The 26,297-nt window shown below is 70.1% G+C and carries 22 protein-coding genes; 17 read left to right on the forward strand and 5 right to left on the reverse strand.

Annotated features, from left to right (window positions below):
• Positions 1-45: 45 nt before the first annotated feature.
• Positions 46-2,019 (forward strand): TIGR03960 family B12-binding radical SAM protein, encoded by a 1,974-nt coding sequence (locus tag OG194_RS31195; RefSeq protein ID WP_327404115.1) that lies wholly within the window; start codon positions 46-48, stop codon positions 2,017-2,019.
• A gap of 465 nt (positions 2,020-2,484) precedes the next feature.
• Here the strand turns inward: OG194_RS31195 and OG194_RS31200 are convergent, their stop codons facing one another.
• Positions 2,485-2,916: an acyl-CoA thioesterase gene (locus tag OG194_RS31200; RefSeq protein WP_327404116.1), complete on the reverse strand. Its 432-nt coding sequence runs from the start codon at positions 2,914-2,916 to the stop codon at positions 2,485-2,487.
• Positions 2,917-3,257: 341 nt separating this feature from the next.
• Here OG194_RS31200 and OG194_RS31205 point away from each other — a divergent pair, with 341 nt between their 5' ends.
• A complete protein-coding gene (locus tag OG194_RS31205) occupies positions 3,258-3,719 on the forward strand; it encodes a hypothetical protein (protein WP_327404117.1) in 462 nt (153 codons plus the stop codon).
• Positions 3,720-3,774: 55 nt separating this feature from the next.
• Here OG194_RS31205 and OG194_RS31210 read toward each other — a convergent pair whose 3' ends face one another.
• Both OG194_RS31210 and OG194_RS31215 read right to left on the reverse strand, forming a co-directional pair.
• Positions 3,775-4,470, reverse strand: a complete 696-nt coding sequence (locus OG194_RS31210) for a DUF899 domain-containing protein (protein ID WP_327404118.1) — start codon at positions 4,468-4,470, stop codon at positions 3,775-3,777.
• Positions 4,471-4,545: 75 nt separating this feature from the next.
• On the reverse strand, positions 4,546-5,016 hold the full coding sequence (locus OG194_RS31215) for an RrF2 family transcriptional regulator (RefSeq protein ID WP_327407262.1): 471 nt from the start codon (positions 5,014-5,016) through the stop codon (positions 4,546-4,548).
• Positions 5,017-5,235: 219 nt separating this feature from the next.
• On the opposite strand from OG194_RS31215, the gene OG194_RS31220 reads away from it, so the two are divergent.
• Positions 5,236-5,973 carry an SDR family oxidoreductase gene (locus OG194_RS31220; protein WP_327404119.1) on the forward strand — a complete coding sequence of 246 codons (738 nt, stop codon included), beginning with the start codon at positions 5,236-5,238 and terminating at the stop codon, positions 5,971-5,973.
• A 5-nt stretch (positions 5,974-5,978) separates the two neighbouring features.
• On the opposite strand, the gene OG194_RS31225 is transcribed toward OG194_RS31220, so the two are convergent.
• Positions 5,979-6,827 (reverse strand): helix-turn-helix domain-containing protein, encoded by an 849-nt coding sequence (locus tag OG194_RS31225; RefSeq protein WP_327407263.1) that lies wholly within the window; start codon positions 6,825-6,827, stop codon positions 5,979-5,981.
• Positions 6,828-6,991: 164 nt separating this feature from the next.
• Between OG194_RS31225 and OG194_RS31230 the strand changes: the two genes are divergently transcribed.
• Entirely contained in the window at positions 6,992-7,738 is a 747-nt protein-coding gene (locus OG194_RS31230) for an SDR family oxidoreductase (protein ID WP_327404120.1), read from the forward strand.
• Between the two features lie 35 nt (positions 7,739-7,773).
• On the opposite strand, the gene OG194_RS31235 is transcribed toward OG194_RS31230, so the two are convergent.
• Positions 7,774-8,325, reverse strand: a complete 552-nt coding sequence (locus OG194_RS31235; RefSeq protein ID WP_327404121.1) for a cysteine hydrolase family protein — start codon at positions 8,323-8,325, stop codon at positions 7,774-7,776.
• Between the two features lie 126 nt (positions 8,326-8,451).
• On the opposite strand from OG194_RS31235, the gene OG194_RS31240 reads away from it, so the two are divergent.
• The 13 genes from OG194_RS31240 (at position 8,452) to OG194_RS31300 (ending at position 26,242) form a co-directional block, all read left to right on the forward strand.
• The gene (locus OG194_RS31240; protein ID WP_327404122.1) at positions 8,452-9,072 is read left to right on the forward strand and encodes a TetR/AcrR family transcriptional regulator; all 621 of its coding nucleotides are present in this window, start codon (positions 8,452-8,454) and stop codon (positions 9,070-9,072) included.
• 19 nt (positions 9,073-9,091) lie between these two features.
• The gene (locus OG194_RS31245; protein ID WP_327404123.1) at positions 9,092-9,571 is read left to right on the forward strand and encodes a GNAT family N-acetyltransferase; all 480 of its coding nucleotides are present in this window, start codon (positions 9,092-9,094) and stop codon (positions 9,569-9,571) included.
• 3 nt (positions 9,572-9,574) lie between these two features.
• Positions 9,575-10,114, forward strand: a complete 540-nt coding sequence (locus OG194_RS31250; RefSeq protein WP_327404124.1) for a GNAT family N-acetyltransferase — start codon at positions 9,575-9,577, stop codon at positions 10,112-10,114.
• A gap of 15 nt (positions 10,115-10,129) precedes the next feature.
• A complete protein-coding gene (locus OG194_RS31255; protein WP_327407264.1) occupies positions 10,130-11,206 on the forward strand; it encodes a hypothetical protein in 1,077 nt (358 codons plus the stop codon).
• A 46-nt stretch (positions 11,207-11,252) separates the two neighbouring features.
• Complete coding sequence (locus OG194_RS31260) at positions 11,253-12,020, forward strand: TIGR03936 family radical SAM-associated protein (RefSeq protein ID WP_327404125.1); 768 nt, start codon at positions 11,253-11,255, stop codon at positions 12,018-12,020.
• Between the two features lie 263 nt (positions 12,021-12,283).
• A complete protein-coding gene (locus OG194_RS31265) occupies positions 12,284-16,297 on the forward strand; it encodes an Rne/Rng family ribonuclease (RefSeq protein WP_327404126.1) in 4,014 nt (1,337 codons plus the stop codon).
• 230 nt (positions 16,298-16,527) lie between these two features.
• Positions 16,528-16,848, forward strand: coding sequence for a 50S ribosomal protein L21 (rplU, locus tag OG194_RS31270; protein WP_006374708.1), 321 nt, complete (start codon positions 16,528-16,530; stop codon positions 16,846-16,848).
• Between the two features lie 14 nt (positions 16,849-16,862).
• Positions 16,863-17,117, forward strand: a complete 255-nt coding sequence (gene rpmA, locus OG194_RS31275) for a 50S ribosomal protein L27 (protein ID WP_019063244.1) — start codon at positions 16,863-16,865, stop codon at positions 17,115-17,117.
• A 158-nt stretch (positions 17,118-17,275) separates the two neighbouring features.
• Complete coding sequence (gene obgE / locus OG194_RS31280) at positions 17,276-18,712, forward strand: GTPase ObgE (protein WP_327404127.1); 1,437 nt, start codon at positions 17,276-17,278, stop codon at positions 18,710-18,712.
• 880 nt (positions 18,713-19,592) lie between these two features.
• Positions 19,593-21,143 (forward strand): alkaline phosphatase D family protein, encoded by a 1,551-nt coding sequence (locus tag OG194_RS31285; RefSeq protein WP_327404128.1) that lies wholly within the window; start codon positions 19,593-19,595, stop codon positions 21,141-21,143.
• A gap of 123 nt (positions 21,144-21,266) precedes the next feature.
• The gene (locus OG194_RS31290; protein WP_327404129.1) at positions 21,267-22,454 is read left to right on the forward strand and encodes a hypothetical protein; all 1,188 of its coding nucleotides are present in this window, start codon (positions 21,267-21,269) and stop codon (positions 22,452-22,454) included.
• Positions 22,455-22,604: 150 nt separating this feature from the next.
• Entirely contained in the window at positions 22,605-24,098 is a 1,494-nt protein-coding gene (locus tag OG194_RS31295) for a bifunctional cytidylyltransferase/SDR family oxidoreductase (RefSeq protein WP_327404130.1), read from the forward strand.
• 59 nt (positions 24,099-24,157) lie between these two features.
• Positions 24,158-26,242, forward strand: coding sequence for a CDP-glycerol glycerophosphotransferase family protein (locus OG194_RS31300; RefSeq protein ID WP_327404131.1), 2,085 nt, complete (start codon positions 24,158-24,160; stop codon positions 26,240-26,242).
• Positions 26,243-26,297 lie beyond the last annotated feature (55 nt).

Raw genomic sequence — 26,297 nt, forward strand, 5'->3', positions numbered from 1 at the left:
GGATGGTCACCCGTCCGTTCAGTCCCGCTCACGAAGGTTCGCGAGATGCCTGCCGAAGTCGCTGCGGCCGCAGAGTCCGTGTTTCCGCAGCTCGAAGCCCTGCTCCCGCAGGTGCAGAAGCCGATCCAGTACGTCGGCGGCGAGCTCAACTCCACGGTCAAGCCGTGGGAGTCGTGCGATGTCCGCTGGGCGCTGATGTACCCGGACGCGTACGAGGTCGGCCTGCCCAACCAGGGCGTCATGATCCTCTACGAGGTCCTGAACGAGCAGGAGGGCGTCCTCGCCGAGCGCACGTACAGCGTGTGGCCGGACCTGGAGGCGCTGATGCGGGAGCACAAGGTCCCGCAGTTCACGGTCGACAGCCACCGCCCGGTGGGCGCGTTCGACGTCTTCGGTCTCTCCTTCTCCACCGAACTCGGCTACACGAACATGCTCACCGCCCTGGACCTGGCGGGCATCCCGCTGGAGTCGAAGAACCGGACGCTCGACGACCCGATCGTGCTGGCGGGCGGCCACGCGGCCTTCAACCCCGAGCCGATCGCGGACTTCATCGACGCGGTGATCATCGGCGACGGCGAACAGGCCGTACTCGACATGACGAAGATCGTCCGAGCCTGGAAGGCGGAGGGCCGCCCCGGCGGCCGCGAGGAGGTCCTCTTCCGCCTGGCGAAGACGGGTTCGGTCTACATCCCGGCCTTCTACGACGTCGAGTACCTGCCGGACCACCGCATCGCGCGGGTCGTACCGAACAAGAGCGGTGTCCCGTGGCGGGTGAGCAAGCACACGGTGATGGACCTGGACGAATGGCCGTACCCGAAGCAGCCGTTGGTCCCGCTCGCCGAGACGGTCCATGAGCGCATGTCGGTCGAGATCTTCCGCGGCTGCACGCGCGGCTGCCGCTTCTGCCAGGCCGGCATGATCACGCGGCCGGTGCGCGAGCGGTCGATCACGGGCATCGGCGAGATGGTCGAGAAGGGCCTGAAGGCGACGGGCTTCGAGGAGGTAGGCCTGCTGTCGTTGTCGTCGGCGGACCACTCGGAGATCGGCGAGATCGCGAAGGGTCTGGCGGACCGCTACACGGAGGACAAGGTCGGCCTGTCCCTCCCGTCGACCCGCGTGGACGCGTTCAACGTGGACCTGGCGAACGAACTGACGAGGAACGGGCGTAGGTCCGGCCTGACGTTCGCGCCGGAGGGCGGCTCGGAACGCCTCCGCAAGGTCATCAACAAGATGGTCTCGGAAGAGGACCTGATCCGCACGGTCTCGACGGCGTACGGCAACGGCTGGCGCCAGGTGAAGCTGTACTTCATGTGCGGCCTCCCGACGGAGACCGACGAGGACGTCCTCCAGATCGCCGACATGGCGATGAAGGTGATCGCCGAGGGCCGCAAGGTCTCCGGCCAGAACGACATCCGCTGCACGGTCTCGATCGGCGGCTTCGTCCCCAAGCCGCACACGCCGTTCCAGTGGGCTCCGCAGCTCTCGGCGGCGGAGACGGACGCGCGTCTCGGGAAACTCCGCGACAAGATCCGCGCCGACAAGAAGTACGGCCGCTCGATCGGTTTCCGCTACCACGACGGCAAGCCGGGCATCGTAGAGGGCCTGCTGTCGCGCGGCGACCGCCGCATCGGCGCGGTCATCCGCGCGGTCTACGAGGACGGCGGCCGCTTCGACGGCTGGCGCGAGCACTTCTCCTACGACCGCTGGATGCGCTGCGCCGAGAAGACGCTGCCCGCCTTCGGCGTCGACGTCGACTGGTACACCACCCGTGAGAAGACCTACGAGGAGGTCCTCCCCTGGGACCACCTGGACTCGGGCCTGGACAAGGACTGGCTCTGGGAGGACTGGCAGGACGCCCTCGACGAGACCGAGGTCGAGGACTGCCGGTGGACCCCGTGCTTCGACTGCGGGGTGTGCCCGCAGATGGACACGTCCATCCAGATCGGGCCGACCGGTAAGAAGCTGCTGCCTCTTGCGGTCAAGAACGCTGCTCCGGCGCCTGGCGGGCACTCGCACTGAACTGAGATGGGCGAGGCACTGGATCGGGTGCTGCGAGCGCTGGCGGGCGCGAGCCAGGAGTAAGCGGCCGTTGTGGTGGCCGCAGTTGGCGTTTCGCGCCCTCGCCCGTCGGCGCCGCCGGTCTCTCGCCGGACGCCGTTGCCACGCCCTGGAGGTTCCCCGCAGATCGTCGCAGGTTGTCTCTGACGTGGAGTGGGCCTGAGGGCTCCGGCACCGTGGCGCAAGGCGCGGGCGGTGCGCGATCCGGGGAGATCCTGCGGGATGCGGCCCTGGCGCTGGATGTGGCCCTGGCGGTCGCACTCGGCGGGGACTGTCCGGCCGACGTGGGCATGCTGCGGGCCGAGCCGGGCGTGTTCGTCCCGCCAGGGCCCACGTCCGGAAGCCGGCCGGGGGATGGTGAACGTTCCACCCGGAGGCTCGTGAAAGCGGGCGAGCCCACCGGCCCGAGGGCTTGAACGCGGGAACTCAGGCTTCGGGGCCCTGGATGCGATCGAACCCCGCTCGATGGTCCTCGGACCACTCGGTGGGGCGCATCGTCTCCCCGCTCACATTCACGATGGTCCGCGTCCCATGTGCGTACGTGGTGCTGCCATCACGACTGCACACGCGGAAGCCGGTCGTCGCCGATGTACGGCCTACCCGCTCGGTCCAGAGGTGGACGGCGATCTCCCCGTTGCCCGTCACCGGGAGGTCGAAGACGATGGCGACCGCCTTCACGACGTAATGGGTCGGCGTGGTCTCTTCGGATGCGCCGAAGCCCAGGCTGATCGCGTACATGTTCCAAGCACGTTCGACCAGCACGGTGTAACGACCGTTGTGCAGCATCCCGTAGGGGTCAAGGTCGTCGAAATAAACGTCCAGAGGGATCAAGACGCCATGGTCGACCGACTCGGACACGAGAAGGGATGTAGTCCTGTCAACCATCAGGAGTCCTCTTTGTCTTGCTTGTGGGGTCTTGGCGCGCTGGCGCCAATGATCACCGGCAGGTTCGACTCCACCGTGCGGCCTGATCACCGGTCCTGTCCAAGACCTGTTTCGTGCTCTGTGATGCCCGCGGGGCATCCTCACCAAGGGCGATTCACGGTGAGGAGACCCTCACTCGGGTAGCTGGAATCGCTCCGTATCAGGAGCGCACCCTTCTTTAGGGCGGTACCCAGCGAGGCGTTTCCCCCTGAGGCGACCACCTGGACCGGAACGGGAGGCCTCAAAGACGGCGGCGCCCATGGAAACCTGTCGGCATGGATACGTTCACGGCCCGGCTGGAGGGCGCATGGGAGTGGTGTTCCGCAGCCATCGAGGAAGCACAGGAAGGGCGCTGGGTCCGTGATGGCGTCGAACGGCAGGTGACAGCGGACATCAGGGCTGCTACCAACGCCCTGCACGGCGGCCGACCGGCGCCGTTCACCGAGGATGCGTGGCACGTACGTATCGGGCGGGTCGCCAACTGGGCCGGGGTGATCCGGCTGGCCGCTCGGGCAGGCGGGTGGGAGCTCCAACCCGTCGTGGGGCAGAGCCCGACGCACCCTGCGGGCATGGCCGAGCTGCTGTCCGGAATCTATGCGGTCGGTGAGCAGGGCGAGATATGGGCGACCCAGCTCCGACAGCGCAGATTGCCACCACGGAACGAGATTGCCCAGGCAGAGGGTTTTCTGACCGGGCCGGGCTCCATCGAGGATCTTGAGCTGTTCTTCTACGACTGACGGCCGTCGAAGCAGCCGGCGGGGAGCGGGCACACGCACTGAGCGGGTGCGTCGGTCAACTGACGGGGTCCGAGGGGCCGTAGGCCGCGGCGATCTCCTTGGACCCCGCCCACCTGCTGTACGTGGGTGACTGGGGCCAGCCCTCGGGGGAGTCCTGCCATTCCTCCTGGCGGCCGTAGGGCAGGAGGTCGATCAGGGCGAAGCTGTGGCTGAGCTGCTCGGTGCCGCGGCCGTTGGTGTGCCAGGTGCGGTAGACGGTGTCGCCGTCGCGCAGGAAGACGTTGACCGCGAATCCTCCGTCCGGCGGGGCGCCGACATCGGCGCCGAAGGAACTGTTCGCGGTCGAGTACCACGGCATCCGGTTGCCGACCCGCTCCTTGTAGGCGAGCGCCTCGTCGATCGGGCCCTGGGTGACGATGACGAACCGGGCGTCGTAGCTGTCCAGGAACTCCAGGCGGGTGTACTGCGAGGTGAACCCGGTGCAGCCCGGGCACTGCCATTCCTTCCCGGCGAACCACATGTGGTTGTAGACGATCAACTGCCGCTTGCCGTCGAAGACTTCGGCCAGCCGGACGGGGCCGTCCGCGCCGTCGAGGGTGTAGTCCGGCATCTCGACCATCGGCAGGCGACGGCGCTCGGCGGCGATGGCGTCGAGCTCCCGGGTCGCGGCCTTTTCGCGGGCGCGGAGGGTGGCGAGCTGGTTCTCCCACGTCGTGGTGTCAACGACGGGCGGCAGTGCGTCGGCGGTCATGGTCCCTCACAGAACTTGTGGGCGTGGCTGTCCCTGGTACGGGGGTAGACCGCGCCGGGCTCCGGAACTCATCGGTCAGTCCGAGGCCAGCCACACGCCGACCCCCGCCAGCGTCCCCTCCCCGGAGTCCGATTCCACGTCGCGTGCCAGGTCGGCGATCGTGACGGAGCGCAGGGCGTCCCGGCGGGCCGACTCGGCCGCGGCCATCGTGCGGGCGATCGCGCACGGTGTGGTGCAGGCGTCGGGCGGGGTGGCCATGGGGCCGCGTTGGCGGATCTCCGTGCAGACGAAGGCCGGGTCGGGGCCGTCGATCGCCTCTACGACGTCGAGGACCGTGATCGACGCGGGGGAGCGGGTCAGGACGTAGCCGCCGGACTTTCCCTGCACCGAGCGGACCAGGCCGGAGCGGGAGAGGGCCTGGAGCTGTTTGGCCAGGTAGGTCGGGGACACGTCGTGGAACTCGGCCAGGCGGGCGGCCGGGACCGGGGCCTGGGTCGAGGTCAGGACAACGCAGCAGTGCAGGGCCCACTCGACTCCGCCGGACATCTTCACCCGCTCATTTTACTCAGACTCCGGTTGACTCGGATATGTTATGTCCGAGTATTATCTCGGATGGAAAGTGTCCGAGTTTGGTCTTGGGATGCCGTCGGGATCGCTCGGCGGTACATATCGGACATCGGACATCGGACATCGGGCATCGGGCATTCGGCATCGGTCATCTGGCGGCAGTCAGGTGACGTCAGTCATCCACGAAAGGCGTAGGCCATGAAGATCGCAGTCATCGGCGGAACCGGGCTGATCGGGTCGCAGGTCGTGCGGAACCTGAACGCGGCGGGGCACCAGGCCGTGCCGCACTCGCAGTCCACCGGCGTGGACATCATCAGTGGTGAGGGGCTGGAGGCGGCCGTCGCGGGGGCCGACGTCGTCGTCAACCTGACGAACTCACCGACCTTCGACGACGCATCGATCGGCTTCTTCCAGACGTCGATGGACAACCTGCTCGCCGCGAGCGAGAAGGGCGGGCTCGGGCACTTCGTCATCCTGTCCATCGTCGGCGTGGACCAGGTCTCCGGGCTGGACTACTACCGGGCGAAGGTCCTCCAGGAAGATCTCCTCAAGGGCGGGACGGTCCCGTACTCCATCGTCCGTGCCACGCAGTTCATGGAGTTCATGGACGCGACCCTCGCCATGACCACCGACGGCGACACCGTCCGGCTGCCGCGTACGCCGATCCAGCCGATCGCCGCCGCGGAGGTCGCCGCCGTCGTCGCCGAGGTCGCGGCGGGCGCCCCGCTGAACGGCGTCCTCAACATCGGCGGCCCGGACGTCTACCCCCTCGACGACCTCGGCCGGATCACCCTGACCGCCAGGGGCGGCGCGGGTTCCGTGGTCACCGACGACGACGCCGGCATGTTCGCCGTCGCCCCCGGTGACGTCCTCACCGCCCCGGACGGCGCCCGCATCACCGCCACCCACTACACGGACTGGCTCGCCGGGCGTTAACTCCCTTACGGCTGGGGCGCCTTCGGGGTTCCGGCCGCGTGCAGGGACCCCAACAGGGCCAGCGCCGCCGCGTCCTCCGTGTCCGGCTCCGCCGTGCCGACCAGCAGGCACTGGCCGGGGGCGCTCTGCACGTCGAACGTCTGGTAAGTGAGGGTGATGCGGCCCACGTCCGGGTGGTTGAAGGTCTTGGACCGGCGGCCGGGGCGGCTGACGCTGTGGTCCTGCCAGAACGTCGCGAACTCCTCGCTCCCGCCCAGGAGTTCGGTGATCAGGGAGCCGAGTTCGCGGTCGTCCCGGTCGTGCCCCGTGGCCAGGCGCAGCGCCTCGGCGGAGCAGCGGGCGACGTGCTCCCAGTCGGCGAACAGCTCCCGGGCCGCGGGGTCCAGGAACAGCGAGCGGACCATTCGGCGGCGGTCGCCCAGGGGCGCGAGAAGCGCGTCGGCCAGCGCGTTCGACGCGAGGACCTCCAGGCGCCGGTTGATGACGTACGCCGCCGCCGTCGGGAACGCGTGCATCAACTGGAGCAGCGCCGGGTCCACCTCGTCGGACGGCTCGGCGGGGGCGGGCCTCGGGACCAGGCCGGCCAGGCGGTACGCGTGCCAGCGGGCGTCCGTGTCGAGGCGCAGGGCGCGCGCGATGGCGTCGACCACCTGGCCGGAGGGGCTGCGCTCGCGGCCCTGCTCCAGCCGGGCGTAGTAGTCGGCGCTGACCCCGGCCAGCACGGCGACCTCCTCGCGCCGCAGCCCGGCCACCCGGCGCGCCCCGGAACTGGGAAAACCCACCTCCGCGGGCGTCAGCCGGGACCGCCGCGCACGCAGGAAGTCACCGAGCGCGTAACCGTCCGTACCGTCCATGCCGTCCATTCCAAAAGCCTACGGCGGTCCCGCTTCCCCGCTCCCGCTTCCTAGGAGTGGCACACCCCGGAAGCCTCGTCCTGCCTCATCGGGTCGATCCCGCCGATGCTCGGAGGGCGCGGTGGAACACCGTCGCGCGTTCGGGTTCATGCGAAAGGCTCCCCATGACCACCTCCACCCCCACGTCCCGTACCGGCAAGGTCGTCCTGATCACCGGCGCGAGCAGCGGTATCGGCGAGGCCACGGCCCGGCTGCTGGCCGCGGCGGGACACCGGGTGTTCCTCGGCGCCCGGCGCGCCGACCGCCTCGCGGCCGTGGTCAAGGAGATCCGGGCGGCCGGGGGCACGGCCGACCACCGCGAGCTGGACGTGACGGACCTGGAGAGCGTGCGGGACTTCGTCCGGGCCGCGCGGGAGTCGTACGGCCGTGTCGACGTGCTCGTCAACAACGCGGGCGTGATGCCCCTGGCGATGCTGGACGCCCTGAAGGTCGACGAGTGGAACCGCATGATCGACGTGAACATCCGCGGTGTCCTGCACGGCATCGCCGCGGTGCTGCCCGTCATGCGCGAGCAGGGTGCGGGGCACATCGTGAACGTCGCCTCGGTCGCCGGGCACCGCGTCGACCCCACCGCGGCCGTCTACTGCGCCACCAAGTACGCGGTCCGCGCTATCTCCGAAGGCCTGCGGCAGGAGAGCCGCGACCTGCGCGTCACCGTGATCAGCCCCGGCTTGACCCGTACCGAACTGACCGACGGCATCGGCGACTTGGGCATGCGCGCGGTCGCCGAGGACATGATGGGCATCGCGATCCCCGCGACGGCGATCGGCGAGGCGATCGTCTACGCCGTCAACCAGCCCGCGGAGATCGACGTCAACGAGATCGTCGTCAGGCCCACGGCACAGGGCTGAAGTCCCGGCGGGATGACGGGTGTTGGGGGAGGGGGTCAGCGCGCGGCGGCCACCCAGTCCGCCACCGTCGTCACCTCCGCCTGCCTCGGGAACACCTTCTCCGTGAGGACGTGGTGGACCTCGGGGTCGTTGTCGAGGCAGGCGCCGGACAGGACGGTGAGGGTGAAGTCCAGGTCGGCGGCCTGGCGGAGGGTGGACAGGACGACGCCGCTGGTGGCGATGCCCGTCAGGACCAGGTGGTCGATGTCGTTCGCCCGCAGGATCATGTCGAGGTCACTGCCCGCGAACGCACTCACCCGGCGCTTGGTGACGACGATGTCGCCGGGTTCGGGGGCCACGTCCGGGTGAATCTCGTTGGCCTCGGTCGCGGCCGACGCGGGGGCGCCCGCGAGCCTCCCGAACAGCTTGTTGCGGGGGCTGATCTCCGGGGCGCCGGGGCGGAACCCGACGATCACGTAGATCACGCGGACGCCGTTCGCGCGGGCCGTGTCGATCGCCTCGCGCAGGCGCGGCAGATAGGCCGGGTCGGGGTAACGGTCCACGATCATGCGCTGGACGTCCATGACGAGGAGGGCTTGCTCGGACACCGGGGTCCTTCCGCGAGCTGAGTGCTCGGTCACTAAGTCAACAGGTGATTACTTGCCTAACGTAACCATGCCCTGTAGTCATGTCAACGAGTGATTACTTGAGCTGGTCGAGGGAGGTCGCCGGTGGTGACGGGTGACGTGTATGAGGCCGACGAGCCCCGGCGGCGGGACGCTGCGGCGACCCGGCAGGCGCTCCTGGAGGCCGCCAGTAGCCGGTTCACCCGGCTCGGGTACGACCGCACGACGTTGCGGGACGTCGCCGCCGACGTCGGGGTCAACTTGGCGCTCATCAAGCGGTACTTCGACTCGAAGGAGGGGTTGTTCAAGGCGGCCCTCGCCTCAACTCCCCGATTTCTGGGCCGAGACGAGGAGTTCCCGCACGACCGGGCCGGTCTCGCCGAGGCGCTCAGTCGTCAACTGTCCGCCGGTGCCTGGCCGGAGTTCGGCGAACACCCCGTGCTGATGCTGCTGCGCGGCTCCGGCGACGAACGCGTGGACGCCCTGCGCCGCAAGGCCCTGGACGAGTTCAGCCGCCAGATCCTCGAAGCGTCCGGCGAGGGCCCGGCGGGGGAGGACGACGAACGCCTGCTGCGCGCGGAACTCCTCGTCGCGCTCGGCGTCGGCGTCGCCGTCGTACGGTCCGCCGTAGGCCTGCGCCCCCTGCGTGACGCGACCGCCGACCAACTGGCCGCGCCCCTGCGGGAGATCGTCGACGCGCTGCTGGCGCCCCCTGCCGACGACCGCTGAACCGCCGCACAATGCACGGGTGGACGACATCACGATCCGCCCCGCCGAACCCGCCGAGCTGGACGCCGTCGCGGGGCTCCGGTGGCGCTGGATTCTGGAGAACGGGGAGCAACCCGTCACCACCCGCGAGGAGTTCGTCCGGCACTTCGTCAACTGGGCCGCGGAGCACGGGAGTTCGCACCGGTGCATGGTCGTCGTACGGGACGGCGTGCTCATCGGGATGGCGTGGCTGGCCGTGGTCCAACGGGTGCCGAGTCCGCAGGCCTTGCGGCGGGCCAGCGGTGATCTGCAGTGCGTGTACGTGGTCCCCGGCGAACGCGACGGCGGTGTCGGCGGACGGCTGGTGGAAGCGGTGTTGGCCCGCGCCCAGGACCTCGGGCTCGAACGGGTCACCGTCCACTCCTCGCCCCGGGCGATCCCGGCTTACGCCCGCCGCGGCTTCGCCTCCTCGCCCCGACTCCTGCACGTCCCCGTCGGCCGTACCGACCCCTACCCTTGACCGATGCCTGAACTGATCCTGCCCGACGCCCGGTTCCGGGTCTCCTTCCTGGACGCCGTGTACGAGCACATCGTCGAGGACGACTTCTTCGGCGGCACGCTCGCGCGTGAACTGCGGGAGCACGGCAGCACCTGGCGGCAGCCGGCGGGGTTCACGCGGTACGTGGAGTCGGTGCGCGAGGAGGAGTCGGAGGACGGGCGCCGGCCCGAGGGCTTCGTGCCGAACACCTGGTACTGGTACGTCGACGGCGACACCTACCTCGGCCGGATCCAGATACGGCACCGCCTCACCCAGTGGCTCCTCGACTACGGCGGCCACATCGGCTACGGCGTCCGGCCGGGCGCCCGTCGCCGTGGGCACGCGACCGCGATGCTCCGTGACGTGCTGCCGTACGCTCGTGAACTCGGCCTGGATCCGGTCCTCGTGACCTGTGACGCCACCAACATCGCGTCCCGCAAGGTGATCGAGGCCGGTGGCGGGGAGTTCGAGGACGAGCGGGACGGGAAATTGCGGTACTGGATCCGGACCCGGACGGGGAGCTGAGGCGTCTTGCCCGGTATGGACGCCCCCAGGAAATTCGAGAAGCCGCCCGCGCGGCCGTCGCCGCGGCCGCCCGAGGGATGTCTCGCCGTCGCCATCCGCGTCCCGGTGCGGATCGTCGTGCTCGTGCTGGTCGTGCCGGTCCGGCTGGTGTGGGACGGGCTGGTGGCCGGCGGACGGTTCCTGTACCGGACGGTGCTGCGGCCACTGGCGCGCGCGGTGTTCGTGTGGCCCTGGGTGACGCTGTGGCGGTACGTCGTCGTGCCGCTCGCCAAGGCGCTCGGCTGGCTCGCCAACCTTCTTGTCCTTGTGCCGCTCGGCTGGCTGTACCGGCATGTGTTCACCCCGGTCGGGCACGGCCTCGCGCGGGTCGCCCGGCAGGTAGGGGGCGGGCTGGCGTGGGCGTACGCGCGCGTGCTCACTCCCGTCGGGCACGCGTGCGCGTGGGTGGTCAACGGGGTGGCCGCAGGCGTGGCCTGGCTCGGGCGGTATCTGCTCGTCGTGCCCGCCGGGTGGCTGTACGCCTGGATCCTCACGCCGGTCGGGCACGCGGTCGCCTGGTGCGGGCGGGGGCTGGTGTGGCTCGTGCGGGCTGTCGGTACCGGGGTCGGGTTCGTCCTCTACTGGGCTGCCCGGATTCTGCTCGTGCTGCCCGCGATCGGCCTCTGGCGCTGGGTGCTGACACCCGTCGGGCGCGTGCTCGCCGTCGTCGGGCGGGAGGTGTGGGACGCCCTCGGGCACGCCTGGCGGATCGCCGGGCACATCTCGCTCGCCGTGGGACGGGCCCTCGGGACCCTCTTCCGGTGGATCTTCGTCGCGCCCGTGAGCTGGGTGTACCGGACGGTCCTCACCCCGGTCGGACACGTCGTACGGGACCTGGTGCTGCGGCCCGCCGCCGAGGCCGCGCGCGCTGTGGGACGGGTCACCCGGCAGGTGCTGACGGCCGCGCGCGAGTCCGCCCGGCAGGCCCGTGCCGACTTCCGGCGGATGGTCTTCGGCGAGCCCCGGCAGCCCGAGCCGGTGGAGCTGCGGGAACCGATGAGCGACGACACACGTACTCTTGGTAGAAGTACGACCGTTCTCACGAAGGACTAGGACACTGGGCAAGCGACAGCCCGAAGGCCCGCCGCCCGCACCCGCGGTGCAGCGCATCCGACTGCGCTACACCAAGCGCGGCCGCCTCCGGTTCACCAGCCACCGAGACTTCCAGCGCGCCTTCGAGCGTGCGCTGCGCCGCGCCGAGGTGCCGATGGCGTACTCGGCGGGGTTCACGCCGCATCCGAAGGTGTCGTACGCCAATGCCGCACCCACCGGCACGGGCAGTGAGGCGGAATACCTGGAGATCGCGCTCACCGCCGAGCGCGACCCCGACAAGCTGCGCGAGCTGCTCGACGAGTCGATGCCTGTCGGGCTCGACATCATCGACGCGGTCGAGGCCCGGACCTCCGGGCTCGCCGACCGGCTCACGGCTTCCGTGTGGGAGCTGCGGCTGGACGGGGTGGCGCCCGAGGACGCCGAGCGCGCGGTGGCCGCGTTCAACGCGGCCGAGAGCGTAGAGGTCCAGCGCATGGCTAAGAACGGCATGCGGACGTTCGACGCCCGACCCGCTGTAGCGCATCTTGAGACGCTTCGTCCACAGGCTGATAGGCCTACCGACCAGGCCTGTGCGATACTCCGGTTGGTTGTTCGGCACGTGACGCCTGCCGTTCGACCCGACGACGTCCTGTCCGGTCTTCGCGCCGTGGCCGACCTGGCGCCGCCGGTCGCCGCAGCGGTGACCAGGCTGGCGCAGGGGCTGTTCGATGAAGAGACCGGCACGGTGACCGACCCGCTCGCGCCCGACCGCGAGGCAGTAGTGACCGGGAATCCACCGGTCGCCGAAGCTGCCGCCGCGAAGGCGCCGGTGTAGGGAAGGTTCCGCGCAGGGACCGATGTCGTAGCGCCGCCCTCTGACTCGGGAGCCACCTGGGTCGGGCAGCGTACCGACCACAAGACTTTCGCCAGGCCGTCCGCATCTGGGCGTACGGAACCGGCGAGACAGGACACAGAGAGCTCCCGTGCGGCGCCCGCGCCCCGGACGGCGGCACCGCGCAACGCGCGAGCCGCGGACGTCACCGGCATCCCTGCCGGACCAGGCGCGGCGCCCGGGAGCCTGACGGGAGAAACGCCCGCATGCTCGAACCGACCGAACCCACCGAGGGTTCCGAACCGAACACCCCGAGCGACACGCTGCCGCCGCGCCGTAGGCGCCGCGCCGCGTCTCGACCCGCGGGACCGCCGGCCGCCCCCGAGGGCGCCGTCGAAAGCAGCACTCCGGCCATACCGGCCGAGGTGAGCGACGAGAAGCAGGACGAGAGCGTCGAGGTCAGCGCGCCTGTTGAGGCCGCTGTGACTGCCGAGGCTCCTGCTGCCGCGGAGGAAGCCGCGCCTGCCGGGCGTACGCGTCGGCGTGCCACTCGACGGGTGTCCGCGCCCGCCGGTGCGCCCGAGGCGAGTGAGGTGCCCGAGGCGGCCGAGATCGTGGTGCCGGCCGTTGCCGCCGCCGCGCCCGTCGCCGTCGAGGAGACCGCGCCGGACGTCGTGTCCGACGAGGACGCCGCGCCGCGCCGTGGCCGCCGTCGTGCCACGCGCCGGGTGACCGCCCCCGAGACCGTTGCCCCGGCTGCCGTGGCCGAGCCGGTGGAGGAGCCCGAGGCCGCGCCTGTCGTCGCCGAGGCGCCCGCCGTCGTAGAGGCCGCCGTGGAGGAAGAGGCTGCGCCCGCTGGGCGTACGCGTCGGCGTGCCACCCGGAAGGTGTCGGCACCCGCCGGTGCGCCCGAGGCCGCCGAGAGCGTTGAAGCCACCGCGGAGACCTCAGTGACCGAAGAAGTGACCGAAGGTTCCGCGGCCGCCGCGTCCGATGAGGATGCGGGCCCGCGTCGGAGCCGTCGTCGCGCCACGCGCCGTGTGTCCGCGCCTGCCGGGACGCCCGTGGGCGAGGAGGCCCCTGTGAACGACGAGACCACCGCGGACGCCGCGGAGACGAACACCGCCGCCGAGGCGCCCGCCGAGGACTCCGGGCCGCGACGTCGGCGCCGGGCCGTGCGGACCCCCGCCGCTGGGTTCTCCGCGCCCGCGCCCAAGAACGGGAACAGCGCCGAGGAGGAGGACGGACCGCGTCGGCCGAGGCGGCCCGCTGTGGCCGTCTTCCAGGCGCCCGTCTTCACCGAGCCGATGTTCCAGACCCCGGAGCGTGCCGCGGCGGCCGCTGCCGCCGAGGCCGTGGAGGACGACGAGGAAGAGGTCGTCGTCGTAGCGGAGCCCGTCGCCGTGGAGGTTGTCGAGGAAGAGACCGGCGGGCGTCGCCGGCGTCGTCGCCGGGGTGCCGCCTTCGAGGCCGAGCCCGAGGCGCCCGCCGTCGTCGAGGCTGTCGTAGCCGAGGAGGAGCCCGAAGAGGCCGACGAGGCCGAGGACTCCGCCGACGGTGACGAGGCCGAGGAGACCGGGTCGCGCCGCCGCCGCCGTCGTGGTGGCCGCCGTCGTCGCCGTGGCGAGTCCGCCACCGGTGAGGACGACGGCGACGACAACGAGGAGTACGCCGCCGAGCAGGCCGCCCAGGACTCCGAGGACACCGCCGAGCAGGTCGAGGAGGACGCCGAGGAGGCGGACGACGACCAGGGCGGTTCCGGGTCCAGCAGCAGCCGTCGTAGGCGCCGTCGGCGTCGTCGCGCCGGTGACTCGGGCGGCGAGAGCGAGACGCCCGCGTCGGGCGACGATCCCGAGCGCACCGTCGTCAAGGTCCGCGAGCCGCGCGCCAAGAAGGACGACCACCCCAGCGACGAGGTGCAGTCCATCAAGGGCTCCACTCGCCTCGAAGCCAAGAAGCAGCGCCGCCGCGAAGGCCGCGAGCAGGGGCGCCGGCGCGTCCCGATCATCACCGAGGCGGAGTTCCTGGCCCGCCGCGAGGCCGTCGAGCGCGTGATGGTCGTCCGGCAGAGCGGTGAGCGCACGCAGATCGGCGTCCTGGAGGACGGCGTGCTCGTCGAGCACTACGTCAACAAGGAGCAGTCGACCTCGTACGTCGGCAACGTCTACCTGGGCAAGGTCCAGAACGTGCTGCCCTCCATGGAGGCCGCGTTCATCGACATCGGCAAGGGACGCAACGCCGTCCTGTACGCCGGTGAGGTCAACTTCGAGGCGCTCGGCATGGCCCACGGGCCGCGCCGTATCGAGTCCGCCCTGAAGTCCGGGCAGTCGGTCCTCGTGCAGGTCACCAAGGACCCGATCGGGCACAAGGGCGCGCGCCTGACCAGCCAGGTCTCCCTCCCAGGGCGCTACCTCGTGTACGTCCCCGAGGGCTCCATGACCGGCATCAGCCGCAAGCTGCCCGACACCGAGCGGGCCCGGCTGAAGACCATCCTCAAGAAGATCGTCCCCGAGGACGCGGGCGTCATCGTGCGCACCGCCGCCGAGGGTGCGAGCGAGGACGAGCTGAGCCGCGACGTCGAGCGCCTCCAGGCGCAGTGGGAGGACATCCAGAAGAAGGCGAAGAGCGGCGGCGGCTCGAACGCGCCGACTCTGCTGTACGGCGAGCCGGACATGACCGTCCGCGTCGTGCGCGACATCTTCAACGAGGACTTCACCAAGGTCGTCGTCAGCGGCGACGAGGCGTGGGACACCATCCACGGCTACGTCGCGCACGTCGCCCCCGACCTCGCCGACCGGCTGTCCCGCTGGACCTCCGAGGTCGACGTCTTCGCGACGTACCGCATCGACGAGCAGCTGATGAAGGCGCTGGACCGCAAGGTCTGGCTGCCCAGCGGCGGTTCGCTGGTCATCGACAAGACCGAAGCGATGATCGTGGTCGACGTCAACACCGGCAAGTTCACCGGTCAGGGCGGCAACCTCGAAGAGACCGTGACCAGGAACAACCTGGAGGCGGCCGAGGAGATCGTGCGCCAGTTGCGGCTGCGCGACCTGGGCGGCATCGTCGTCATCGACTTCATCGACATGGTCCTGGAGTCCAACCGGGACCTGGTCCTGCGGCGCCTGCTCGAATGCCTCGGGCGCGACCGTACGAAGCACCAGGTCGCCGAGGTCACCTCGCTGGGCCTGGTCCAGATGACCCGCAAGCGCGTCGGACAGGGCCTGCTGGAGTCCTTCTCCGAGACCTGCGTCCACTGCAACGGCCGCGGTGTCATCGTGCACATGGAGCAGCCGACCTCGGTCGGTGGCGGCGGCAAGCGCAAGCGGCGCGGGCGCGGTGGCGACGGCAACGGGCAGGACGTCCACGACACGCACGAGCACGACCACGAGCACGATGTGGCCGACGACGAGGTCGAGACCGAGGCGGAGGTCGCCGCCGAGGTCGCCACGCCGGTGCCGTTCGCCGAGTCCGAGTTCCGGCCCGACGAGGATCTGTACAGCAGCGCCGCCGAGGCGGAGGCCGCGGCCACCCGTGGTGGGCGTTCGCGGCGCCGGACGAGCCGGCGGGCGTCGGCTCCGGCCGGTGCGCCGAGGGGCGAGCGGCAGTCGCGCGAGGTGCGTGAGGAGGCCGAGCCGGCCGCCGTCGCGCAGGCCGAGCCCGTTGCCGTGGAAGACCCGGTCGTCGAGGCTCCCGCGGTTCAGGAGACCCCGGTGTCCGCGCCGGTCGTCGAGGCTCCGGTGGTCGACGACGCCGCGCCCAAGGGGCGTACGCGCCGTCGTGCGACCCGTAAGGCGACCGCGCCCGCCGGTTCGCCGGCCGGGTCCGAGGAGGCCGCCGTCGTGACGGTCACCGAGGCCGCCGCGCCGGTCGTCGTCGAGGCGCCCGCGCCCGTCGAGCAGCCCGAGGCGCCCGCGCCCGCCGAGAGCGCGGCTCCGGCCCGCCCGCGGCGTCGTGCCGTGCGCAAGGCGACCGCGCCCACCGCGTCCGAGGAGGCGGCCGTGACGGTCGTACCGTCGGCCGTGGTGGAGGAAGCGCCGGTCGCCGAGGCCGAGGTCGAGGCGGACGCTCCGGCCAAGAAGACGGCCGCTCGCAAGGCCGCCAAGAAGGCCCCGGCGAAGAAGGCGGTCGCCAAGAAGACGGCGGCCACCAAGACCGCGGCCAAGAAGACGGCCGCGAAGAAGACGACGGCCAAGAAGGCCGCCAAGACCACGTCGAAGAAGACCGCGGCGGCGGAGCAGACGAACCCGTCCTCCGTCACCGCCTCCACCGACGAGGGCTGAACCCCGGGCGGGTGCGGCTGGTCCATGTGACCAGTCGCACTCCCCACCGGGCCCGGTTTGACCCGTTCGGCTGCGGCCCCGTAACCTTGACTGTCGGCGTGTCCACTGGTGACACGCCACATCCCCGTAAACCTCTTCCTCCCGGGCGTGTTCCGCCGGGAGAGGCCGTCTGCTTCGCAGGGCGGCTGGACTGCGGGGGTGCCGTCCCTGAGCTAGAGAGTGAGATCAGCGTGTACGCCATCGTGCGCAGCGGTGGTCGCCAGCACAAGGTTGCTGTCGGCGACATCGTTGAGGTTGACAAGATTTCCACTGCCAAGGTTGGCGACACGGTCGAGCTCTCGACCCTGCTCGTTGTCGACGGCGACGCTGTGACCAGCGACCCGTGGGTGCTGGCCGGCATCAAGGTCCAGGCCGAGATCGTGGACCACCACAAGGGCGTCAAGATCGACATCCTTCGGTACAAGAACAAGACCGGTTACCGCCGTCGTCAGGGCCACCGCCAGCAGTACACGGCGATCAAGGTCACTGAGATCCCCGCGGCTGCGAAGTAAGGGACTGAGGAGAGATGGCACACAAGAAGGGCGCATCGTCCACCCGGAACGGTCGCGACTCCAATGCCCAGCGGCTCGGCGTGAAGCGCTTCGGCGGTCAGGTCGTCAACGCTGGTGAGATCCTGGTCCGCCAGCGCGGCACCCACTTCCACCCCGGTTCGGGCGTCGGCCGTGGCGGCGACGACACGCTGTTCGCGCTGAACGCCGGTGCGGTGGAGTTCGGTACGCACCGTGGCCGCAAGGTCGTGAACATCGTTCCGGTCGCCTGAGACATCAGGTAGCTGATTCAGGCAACTGATCGGAAGCTTTCGCGAGGCGGACCTCACTTCCCTTCCGGGAAGCGGGTCCGCCTTTCGCGTGTTTCTACTGGTAGCAGCACGTAGCTGCGCCGCTAAGACTTTCCTGTACGTAACTGGAGGCACATCCCATGACCACCTTCGTGGACCGCGTCGAGCTGCATGTCGCCGCGGGTAGCGGAGGCCACGGCTGTGCCTCCGTCCACCGTGAGAAGTTCAAGCCGCTCGGCGGCCCGGACGGCGGCAACGGTGGAAGGGGTGGCGATGTCACCCTCATCGTCGACCAGTCCGTGACCACGCTGCTCGACTACCACCACTCCCCGCACCGCAAGGCCACCAACGGCAAGCCCGGCGAGGGCGGCAACCGCTCCGGCAAGGACGGCACGGACCTGGTCCTGCCGGTGCCGGACGGCACGGTCGTGATGGACGGCGCGGGCAACGTGCTCGCCGACCTGGTCGGCCACGGCACGTCGTACGTCGCCGCGCAGGGCGGCCGGGGCGGCCTCGGCAACGCGGCGCTGGCCTCGGCCCGCCGCAAGGCGCCGGGCTTCGCACTCCTCGGCGTCCCCGGTGGCCTCCAGGACATCGTCCTGGAGCTGAAGACGGTCGCCGACGTGGCCCTGGTCGGCTACCCGAGCGCCGGCAAGTCCTCGCTGATCTCCGTGCTGAGCGCGGCCAAGCCGAAGATCGCCGACTACCCCTTCACCACCCTGATCCCGAACCTCGGCGTGGTGACGGCCGGCGAGACGGTCTACACGATCGCCGACGTGCCCGGTCTCATCCCCGGCGCCAGCCAGGGCAAGGGCCTCGGCCTGGAGTTCCTGCGCCACGTGGAGCGGTGCAGCGTGCTGGTGCACATCCTGGACACGGCGACGCTTGAGTCCGAGCGTGACCCGATCTCCGACCTCGACATGATCGAGGAGGAGCTGAAGCAGTACGGCGGCCTCGACCGGCGCCCGCGCATGGTCGTCCTGAACAAGATCGACGTACCGGACGGCAAGGACCTGGCCGAGATGGTGCGGCCGGACCTGGAGGCGCGCGGCTACCGCGTCTTCGAGGTGTCGGCGGTGGCGCACACGGGACTGCGTGAACTCTCCTTCGCGCTCGCGGAGTTGATCGCGGCGTCGCGTGCCGCGAAGCCGCAGGAGGAGGCGACCCGGATCGTCATCCGCCCGAAGGCGGTCGACGACAGCGGCTTCACCGTCGTACAGGAGGAGGACGGCCTCTTCCGCGTACGCGGCGAGAAGCCCGAACGCTGGGTCCGCCAGACCGACTTCAGCAACGACGAGGCCGTCGGCTACCTCGCCGATCGCCTCAACCGCCTCGGTGTCGAGCAGTCCCTGATGAAGGCGGGCGCCCGCTCCGGCGACGGCGTCGCGATCGGCCCCGAGGACAACGCGGTCGTCTTCGACTGGGAGCCGACGGTGATGGCCGGCGCGGAGATGCTCGGCCGCCGCGGCGAGGACCACCGCTTCGAGGCCCCGCGCCCGGCGGCACAACGCCGCCGCGACAGCCAGGCGGAGCGGGACGACGCGACCCAGGAGTTCAACGACTTCAAGCCGTTCTGAGGGGCGGGGCGGAGCGGGTTTCGGGTGGCTGGGGCTGGGCGGTGAGTGTTCGGCGGGCGGGGTGACTGTCCGGCCCGGTGTGACGACGGTTCACCCGGTGCCCTCGCCGCTCGCTCCGCGTGATGGTCGTCCGCCAGGTGGGGCCGAACTGCCCGCTCGGTTCGGCGAGTTGATCGTCTGTCAGGCTTGCTTGCCGTCCGGCTGGGTGTGAAGGCCGCTCGCCCCGTCCGACGGACGATCAACTCGCGCGACGGTCGCTCGCCTGGCGTGACGGCTTCCTGTCCGGTGCTGCGGCCGTCCGCCGCAGCGAGGTGACTGCCCGTCGGGCGCGGTGACCGGTCGACCGGCGGGATGCCCATGTGCCCGGCGCGATGGCCGCCTGTCCGGCGCGGCAGTCCTCCGCCCCGGCGAGCTGATCGCCCGTCAGGCGCGCTGGCTGTCCGGCCTGGCGTGACGGCTTCCTGTCCGGTGCTGCGGCCGTCCGCCGCAGCGAGGTGACTGCCCGTCGGGCGCGGTGACCGGTCGACGGGCGGGATGCCCGCTCGCCCGGCGCGATGGCTGTCTGTCCGGCGCGGCAGTCCTCCGCCCCGGCGAGCTGATCGCCCGTCAGGCGCGCTGGCTGTCCGGCCTGGCGTGACGGCCGCTACCCTCCGCCCGCCGCTCACCCCCCGCGTCACCCGCCCCCCGATCCCCCGTCCGGCGCCAAGATCATCCACCCCCGTAACGAATCTGGCCGAGACCCGTTGCTCCCGGAGTAACGGGTCTCTCGCTGTGCGCTTATTTGTCATGGACGCGATACTTACTGTTCAACGGGCGGGACTCCGCGCACTGTGAGGCTTCCAAGTGACCCAAGAGGCCAACGTCGCAAGGGAGTTCACCGATGACCGGAGCCGTATCACCCGATCGACGACGTTTTCTCGCGGCCGGTGCGGCGGTGCTGGGTGCCGCCGCTTCCGCTCAGCTCTGGCTGCCGACCTCCGCGCGGGCTGCCGAAACGCCGTTGCCCGACGGGGTGTTCAGTCTCGGTATCGCCTCCGGGGACCCGCTGCCCGACGGCATCGTGCTGTGGACGCGGCTCGCCCCGGACCCGCTCAACGGGGGCGGGATGCCGGATCGTGTCGTTCCCGTGGAGTGGGAACTCGCCGAGGACGCACGGTTCAGAAAGCACGTACGTCGTGGCATCGCGCCCGCGCGGCCCGAGTACGGGCACAGCGTTCACGTAGATGTACGGGGACTGCGCCCCGGCCGTGACTACTGGTACCGCTTCCGCGTCAGCGGGCAGCTCTCCGCCACCGGCCGCACCCGCACCGCGCCCCACACGAACAGCTCCGGCGGCCGGCTCCGCGTCGCGCTCGCCTCCTGCCAGAACTGGCAGAACGGCTACTTCACGCCGTACGCCGACATGCTGTCCCAGGACCCCGACTTCGTGCTCTTCGTCGGTGACTACATCTACGAGTCGGCGCCCTCGGGCGGGGGACCGCGTCGGCACGAGGGGACCGGGGAGCCGTACAGCCTCGTCCAATACCGCAATCGGTACGCGCAGTACCGGACCGACCCGGATCTGCTGGCCATCCATGCCAACACCCCCTGGGTCGTGACCTTCGACGACCACGAGGTCGACAACGACTGGGCGGGAGAGGTCCCGCAGGACCCCGACAAGCAGTCGCACGACGCGTTCGTCGCGCGGCTGACCGCGGCCTTCCAGGCGTACTACGAGCACATGCCGGTGCGCGCGAGCGCCGTGCCGAACGGGCCGCACATCCAGATGTACCGGCGGCTCGAATTCGGCCGCCTGATGCGGCTCAACGTGCTGGACACCCGGCAGTTCCGCAGCGACCAGGCCACCACGCAGGCCGGCGCCGAGGACCCGGCGATGACGATGATGGGCGCCGAGCAGAAGGCGTGGCTGCTGCACGGGCTGCGGCACTCGCCCGCCCGCTGGAACGTCATCGCCTCGCAGATCATGATGGCCGAGACGGACATCCTGCTCGGTGCGGGCAAGCAGTGGTTCTACGACGCCTGGGACGGCTACCAGGTCGAACGCAACGCCCTGCTGGAGGACTTCAAGTCCGTCCGCAACCCCGTGGTGCTCAGCGGAGACCGGCACCTCACGATGATCAGCGATCTGAAAGAGGACTTCGCCGATCCGGACTCCGACGTCGTCGGCGCCGAGTTCGTCGGCACGTCCATCTCCAGCAACGGTGACCAGGACCAGGTCGCCTTCCACGCCCAGTGGGACCCGCTGATGGCGGACAACCCGCACTGGAAGGTGATCGACGCCCACCGCGGCTACCACCTGTTCGACATCCGCAAGGACGGCATCGACGCGCAGGTGAGGGTCGTGGACACCGTGCTCAAGCCCACGGCGACGCCGAGCACGTACGCGGCGCTCCGGGTGGAGGCGGGCCGACCCGGGGTGGAAAAAGTGTGACACTTTTCGTGAAAGTGTCACACTTTCTGGACATGAACCCTGTGTGGCGGGAGCCTGGGACTCATCTGTGTCCCAGGCTCCTCTCAGGTCAAACTCAGGAACAACTCTTACCTTCCGTTAACCATGGAGACGGACTGTATTAAGGAACCGCTGCCCGCCGGCACCCGGCTGCTGCACATCGGCCCGCACAAGACCGGGACCACGGCCATCCAGGGCGCGCTGTTCGCCGCGAAGGACACGATGCCCGAGCACGGCGTCGACTTCCCCGCGCACAGCAGGCACCCGATGGAAGCGGCCCTCGCCGCCTGCGCCCGGCCCGCGATGATGGGCGACACCGTGCCCACCGACAAACACTGGACACGCCTCCTCGACGCCGTACGGGCCACCGGCGACCGCACCTCGGTGATCAGCAGCGAGTTCTTCGCCGACGCCCAGGACGACGAGACGCTGGCCAGGATCGTCGAGCAGCTCGGCGGCGAGCGCGTGCACATCCTCATCACCCTGCGCCCGCTGGCGCGGATCATGCCCTCGCAGTGGCAGCAGTACGTGCAGAACGGCCTGCGCATGGGCTACGGCGACTGGCTTGAGCACATGCTCCGCAAGGCGCCGTACGAGCAGCCCAATCCCAGCTTCTGGCGCCGGCACCGGCACGACCGGCTGGTCGAGCGCTGGGCCCGGGTGGTCGGGCCCGAGCGCGTGACCGTCGTCGTGGTCGACGACGGCGACCGGGACGGACTGCTGCGCACCTTCGAGGCGCTGCTCGGACTGCCCGCGCGTCTCCTGCGGCCGGTTCCGGACGCGGCGAACCGTTCTCTCACCCTCGCCGAGACCGAAATGCTGCGGAAGCTCAACGTGGAATTCCGCGGCAATGGACTCCCCGACGAGCTGTATTCCAAGCTGGTTCGCAACGGCGCCGTCATGCATATGAAGAATGCGTGCAGCCCGACTCCGCAGGACGTGAAGATCACCACGCCCCAGTGGGCGATCGAGGCGGCGGGGGCGATCGGCGCCGAGATGGCCGGGACCATTGCCGCCACGGGCGTACGGGTCGTAGGGGACACGGCACTGCTTTCGGCCGTACCGGAGGCCGGGTCGGAGGCCGGGTCGGAGGCCGTGCGGGAGGCCTCCGGGGTGCCGCGGATCGCTCCCGAAGTGGCCGCGCAGGCGCTCTACGGGGCGCTCGCGGCGGCCGCCTCGGCGCCCGTGCGGCACAGTGCGCCGGCGAAGGCGCGGACGGTCCACCAGACGTCGTCGAAGGAACTCGTACGGGTTCTCGGTCACCGTTGTCTGAAGAAGCTCCGCCGGCGCTGAGTTCCGTCAGCACCCGGTCACCAGCAGTGCAAGATGAATGACAGATGTCGCGCACCTATGCGGTGGAGGTCACTCGCCTTGCACTGCGGTAACCGCGAGTGGGACCATTTGCCAGTTCCCCCATTGTCCCGAGGTAGGTCAAGGTCACCTGTGTCGCACATAGCCAAGCCCCGCACCACCGCAGTGATCCTGGCCGGCGGTACCGGCCAGCGGGTGGGTCTCTCGATCCCCAAGCAGCTGCTGAAGATCGCCGGCAAGGCAGTCATCGAGCACACCCTGACCACCTTCGAGAACGCCGACTCGATCGACGACATCATCGTCCTGATGGCGCCGGGTTACGTCCCGGACATCGAGAAGATCGTCGCCAAGGCCGGCTTCCAGAAGGTCACCCGGATCATCGAGGGCGGCTCGACGCGGAACGAGACCACCGAGCGCGCCATCGCCGCGCTCGGCGAGGGCCTGGCCGAGGGCGAGGACCGCAACGTCCTCTTCCACGACGCCGTGCGCCCCCTGCTCTCGCGGCGCGTGATCGACGACTGTGTGATCGCCCTGGAGCGCTTCCAGGCCGTGGACGTGGCCATCCCGTCCGCCGACACCATCATCGTGACCCGCACCCACGGCGACGACGGCGAGTTCATCACCGAGATCCCCGACCGCGCCCGGCTGCGCCGCGGCCAGACGCCCCAGGCGTTCAAGCTGTCCACGATCCGCCGCGCCTACGAGGTCGCCGCCGGGGACCCCAACTTCCAGGCCACGGACGACTGTTCGGTCGTACTCAAGTACCTGCCCGACGTGCCGATCCACGTCGTCGCGGGCGACGAGTACAACATGAAGGTCACCCAGCCCGTCGACGTCTTCATCGCCGACAAGCTCTTCCAGCTCGCCTCCACGGCCGCCCCCGAGCAGGTCGACGAGGCCGCCTACCGCGAGCTGCTCACCGGCAAGACGCTGGTCGTCTTCGGCGGCTCGTACGGCATCGGCAAGGACATCGCCGAGGTCGCCGAGGGCTACGGCGCCACGGTGTACGCGCTGGGCCGCTCGACCACCGGCACGCACGTCGAGAACCCCGAGGAGGTCGACGACGCGCTGTCCAAGGCGTACGGCGAGACCGGGCGCATCGACTACGTCATCAACACCGCGGGCGTGCTGCGCATCGGCAAGCTGGCCGAGACGGACAACGCGACGATCGAGGAGGCGCTGAAGGTCAACTACCTGGCGCCCGTGCAGATCGCCCGTTCCGCGTACAAGTACCTGGCCGAGACCAAGGGCCAGCTGCTGCTCTACACCTCCAGCAGCTACACCCGCGGCCGCGCCGAGTACAGCCTGTACTCCTCCACCAAGGCCGCGATGGTGAACCTCACCCAGGCCCTGGCGGACGAGTGGGCCGGCGACGGCATCCGCGTGAACTGCATCAACCCGGAGCGCACCGCCACCCCGATGCGTACCAAGGCCTTCGGCCAGGAGCCGACCGGCACGCTGCTGTCCTCCGAGGCCGTGGCCCGTACCTCGCTCGACGTGCTGCTGTCCGAGCTGACCGGCCACGTCATCGACGTCCGCCAGCAGGACCCGACGGCCGGCGCGGCCAAGGCCTCCGGCTTCGAGGCCGCCCTCGCCTCGGTCCTGGACGTCCAGGACGGCGTTTAATTAAGCCTGCTTCTGAGATCCCGGTAAATTACTCGAAACCCCCAAGAGCAGGTTTATCAGTGATTTCCACCGCTATTCGCGTGGCCCGGGTGGGCAGCGCGGCTGAGCTGGCCGCCGCCGCCCTCATGATGCTGGGCTACCCGGCCCTCATGCTGGCCGCCCTCATCCCCAGCGTCCCCGCCTTCGCCGCCGCGGCCGTCGTGACGTACGTCGCGGACCACTACCTCCACCGCCAGGCCAGCTACCTGATCAACCGCCTCAGCAAGGTCAGAGCGGGCCTCTCCATCCGCTTCCTGATCCGCCAGCTCCTGCTGATCCTGCTGCTGGCCCGCATGGACCTCTCCGACAACCTCATCTTCTACGGCGCGATCGCCTGCTTCATCGCCTTCTACGGCCTCCAGGCCCCGCACGGCGCCGTCGTCACCCTGATCCGCAACCGCCGCCGGATGCCGGTCGCCACCCGCAACGTCGACCTCGGCTCCCGCATCCACATCCCGGACGCCCCGAAGTTCGGCCTGCTGGAGCGCTCCGCCGAGAAGATGCTCCACCTCGACCTGTTCGCCGTCATCGGCCTGCTGATCTCCGCGCAGCTCGACTCGGCCGTCGCGGGCTTCATCGGCATCGGCATCACCCTGTTCCTGGGCAGCCTCTACGTCGGTGCGCTCCTGCCGTACATAAGGGGCACGAAGATTCCGCCGACGCCCGAGGTCATCCTCGAAGCCGTCGACGACTGGCTGCACGAGTACAAGCCGCAGACGGTGCTCTGCTTCTCCGGCTCCAAGGACTCGGCGTACCAGGTCAACATGTGGCTGGAGACCATGGAGCAGCTGGACACCCGGCCGCTGGTCCTGCTCCGCGAGCGCGTCATACTGCAGAACCTCGCCCCCACCAAGGCCCCCGTCATCTGCGTGCCCGGCGGCGTGCACCTGATGAACATGGACCTGTCGAGCGTGCGCGTCGCGCTGTACGCGGCCAACGTCGGCAAGAACATCCACCTGCTGCGCGTCCCCACCATGAAGCACGTCTTCATCGGCCACGGCGACAGCGACAAGCTGGCCAGCGTCAACCCGTTCAGCAAGGTCTACGACGAGGTGTGGACCGCCGGCCGCGCGGGCCGCGACCGCTACGCCATCGCCGACGTCGGTGTCCGCGACGACGACATCGTCGAGGTCGGCCGCCCTCAACTCGCCCCGATCCAGACCCGGCAGGGCGTCCCCGAGGGCCGTATCCCCACGGTCCTCTACGCCCCCACGTGGGAGGGCTGGGACAACGACCCCGGCAACACCTCCCTCCTGCTGGCCGGCGAGAACATCGTGAAGAAGCTGCTCAAGGCCGACCCGCCGGTCCGTGTGCTGTACAAGCCGCACCCCTTCACCGGCACCGTCAGCGCCGCGGCCGGCTCCGCGCACCGCAAGGTCGTCGCCCTGGTCGAGAAGGCCGCGATCGAGCGCGCGAGCGACCCGCGCTTCCAGGCCGACGCGACCGCGCAGACCAAGGCCAAGGCCGACCTGGCCCGCATCGAGGCCCGGATCAGCGAACTGTCCGGCGGCCCCGCCGACAAGGGCGACGAGGCCGAGCTGACCCGCGACGGCGTGGTCGACCTGGCCAAGTACGAGGAGATCGCCCGGCTGCGCGCCGAGTGGAACGACGCGTACTGGACCTCCGTCGGCACCTTCGAGCACCGGGTCATCTCGGGTGCCGAGCCGCGCCTGTACGACTGCTTCAACGTGTCCGACGCGATGGTCTCCGACATCTCCAGCGTGGTCTCCGACTTCATCGCGAGCGGCAAGCCGTACGCGGTCACGGACTCGGCGAAGCTGGGCGTCGAGGAGTTCAAGCGGCAGAACACGGCGGTGCGCGCGGCCGTGATCCTCTCCAACAAGGCTGCGGAACTGGGTGAGTTGCTGGCCGCGGTCCGCACCCCGGACGCCGACCCGATGGCCGAGGACCGCAAGGAACTCAAGGAGTACCTGCTCGGTCCCGACGAGCCCACGTCCATCGAGCAGTTCAACACCGCGGTGGAGAACCTCGCGCTCAAGTCCGAGACGCGGAACGTCGGGCAGGAGCGGGCGGCGGCGAGCGGTGACCCGGTGAGTCCGCCGTCGGCCGAGGCACATCTGTCGGCGGACCCCACGGTCGGCTGACCGAAGGCGGCTTTCGGCCAGGATTTGGTCAAGAAGGGCCCGGTTTTCGAGGAGT

Source organism: Streptomyces sp. NBC_01288 (genome assembly GCF_035982055.1).
GTDB lineage: Bacteria > Actinomycetota > Actinomycetes > Streptomycetales > Streptomycetaceae > Streptomyces.

What these genes read in the sequence shown, in the direction of transcription:
- OG194_RS31195 (WP_327404115.1), top strand. Translation starts at nt 46, where the DNA reads ATGCCTGCCGAAGTCGCTGCGGCCGCAGAGTCCGTGTTTCCGCAGCTC.
- OG194_RS31205 (WP_327404117.1), top strand. Translation starts at nt 3,258, where the DNA reads ATGGATACGTTCACGGCCCGGCTGGAGGGCGCATGGGAGTGGTGTTCC.
- OG194_RS31210 (WP_327404118.1), bottom strand. Translation starts at nt 4,470, where the DNA reads ATGACCGCCGACGCACTGCCGCCCGTCGTTGACACCACGACGTGGGAG.
- OG194_RS31215 (WP_327407262.1), bottom strand. Translation starts at nt 5,016, where the DNA reads ATGTCCGGCGGAGTCGAGTGGGCCCTGCACTGCTGCGTTGTCCTGACC.
- OG194_RS31220 (WP_327404119.1), top strand. Translation starts at nt 5,236, where the DNA reads ATGAAGATCGCAGTCATCGGCGGAACCGGGCTGATCGGGTCGCAGGTC.
- OG194_RS31225 (WP_327407263.1), bottom strand. Translation starts at nt 6,827, where the DNA reads ATGGACGGTACGGACGGTTACGCGCTCGGTGACTTCCTGCGTGCGCGG.
- OG194_RS31230 (WP_327404120.1), top strand. Translation starts at nt 6,992, where the DNA reads ATGACCACCTCCACCCCCACGTCCCGTACCGGCAAGGTCGTCCTGATC.
- OG194_RS31250 (WP_327404124.1), top strand. Translation starts at nt 9,575, where the DNA reads ATGCCTGAACTGATCCTGCCCGACGCCCGGTTCCGGGTCTCCTTCCTG.
- OG194_RS31255 (WP_327407264.1), top strand. Translation starts at nt 10,130, where the DNA reads ATGGACGCCCCCAGGAAATTCGAGAAGCCGCCCGCGCGGCCGTCGCCG.
- OG194_RS31265 (WP_327404126.1), top strand. Translation starts at nt 12,284, where the DNA reads ATGCTCGAACCGACCGAACCCACCGAGGGTTCCGAACCGAACACCCCG.
- rpmA (WP_019063244.1), top strand. Translation starts at nt 16,863, where the DNA reads ATGGCACACAAGAAGGGCGCATCGTCCACCCGGAACGGTCGCGACTCC.
- obgE (WP_327404127.1), top strand. Translation starts at nt 17,276, where the DNA reads ATGACCACCTTCGTGGACCGCGTCGAGCTGCATGTCGCCGCGGGTAGC.
- OG194_RS31285 (WP_327404128.1), top strand. Translation starts at nt 19,593, where the DNA reads ATGACCGGAGCCGTATCACCCGATCGACGACGTTTTCTCGCGGCCGGT.
- OG194_RS31290 (WP_327404129.1), top strand. Translation starts at nt 21,267, where the DNA reads ATGGAGACGGACTGTATTAAGGAACCGCTGCCCGCCGGCACCCGGCTG.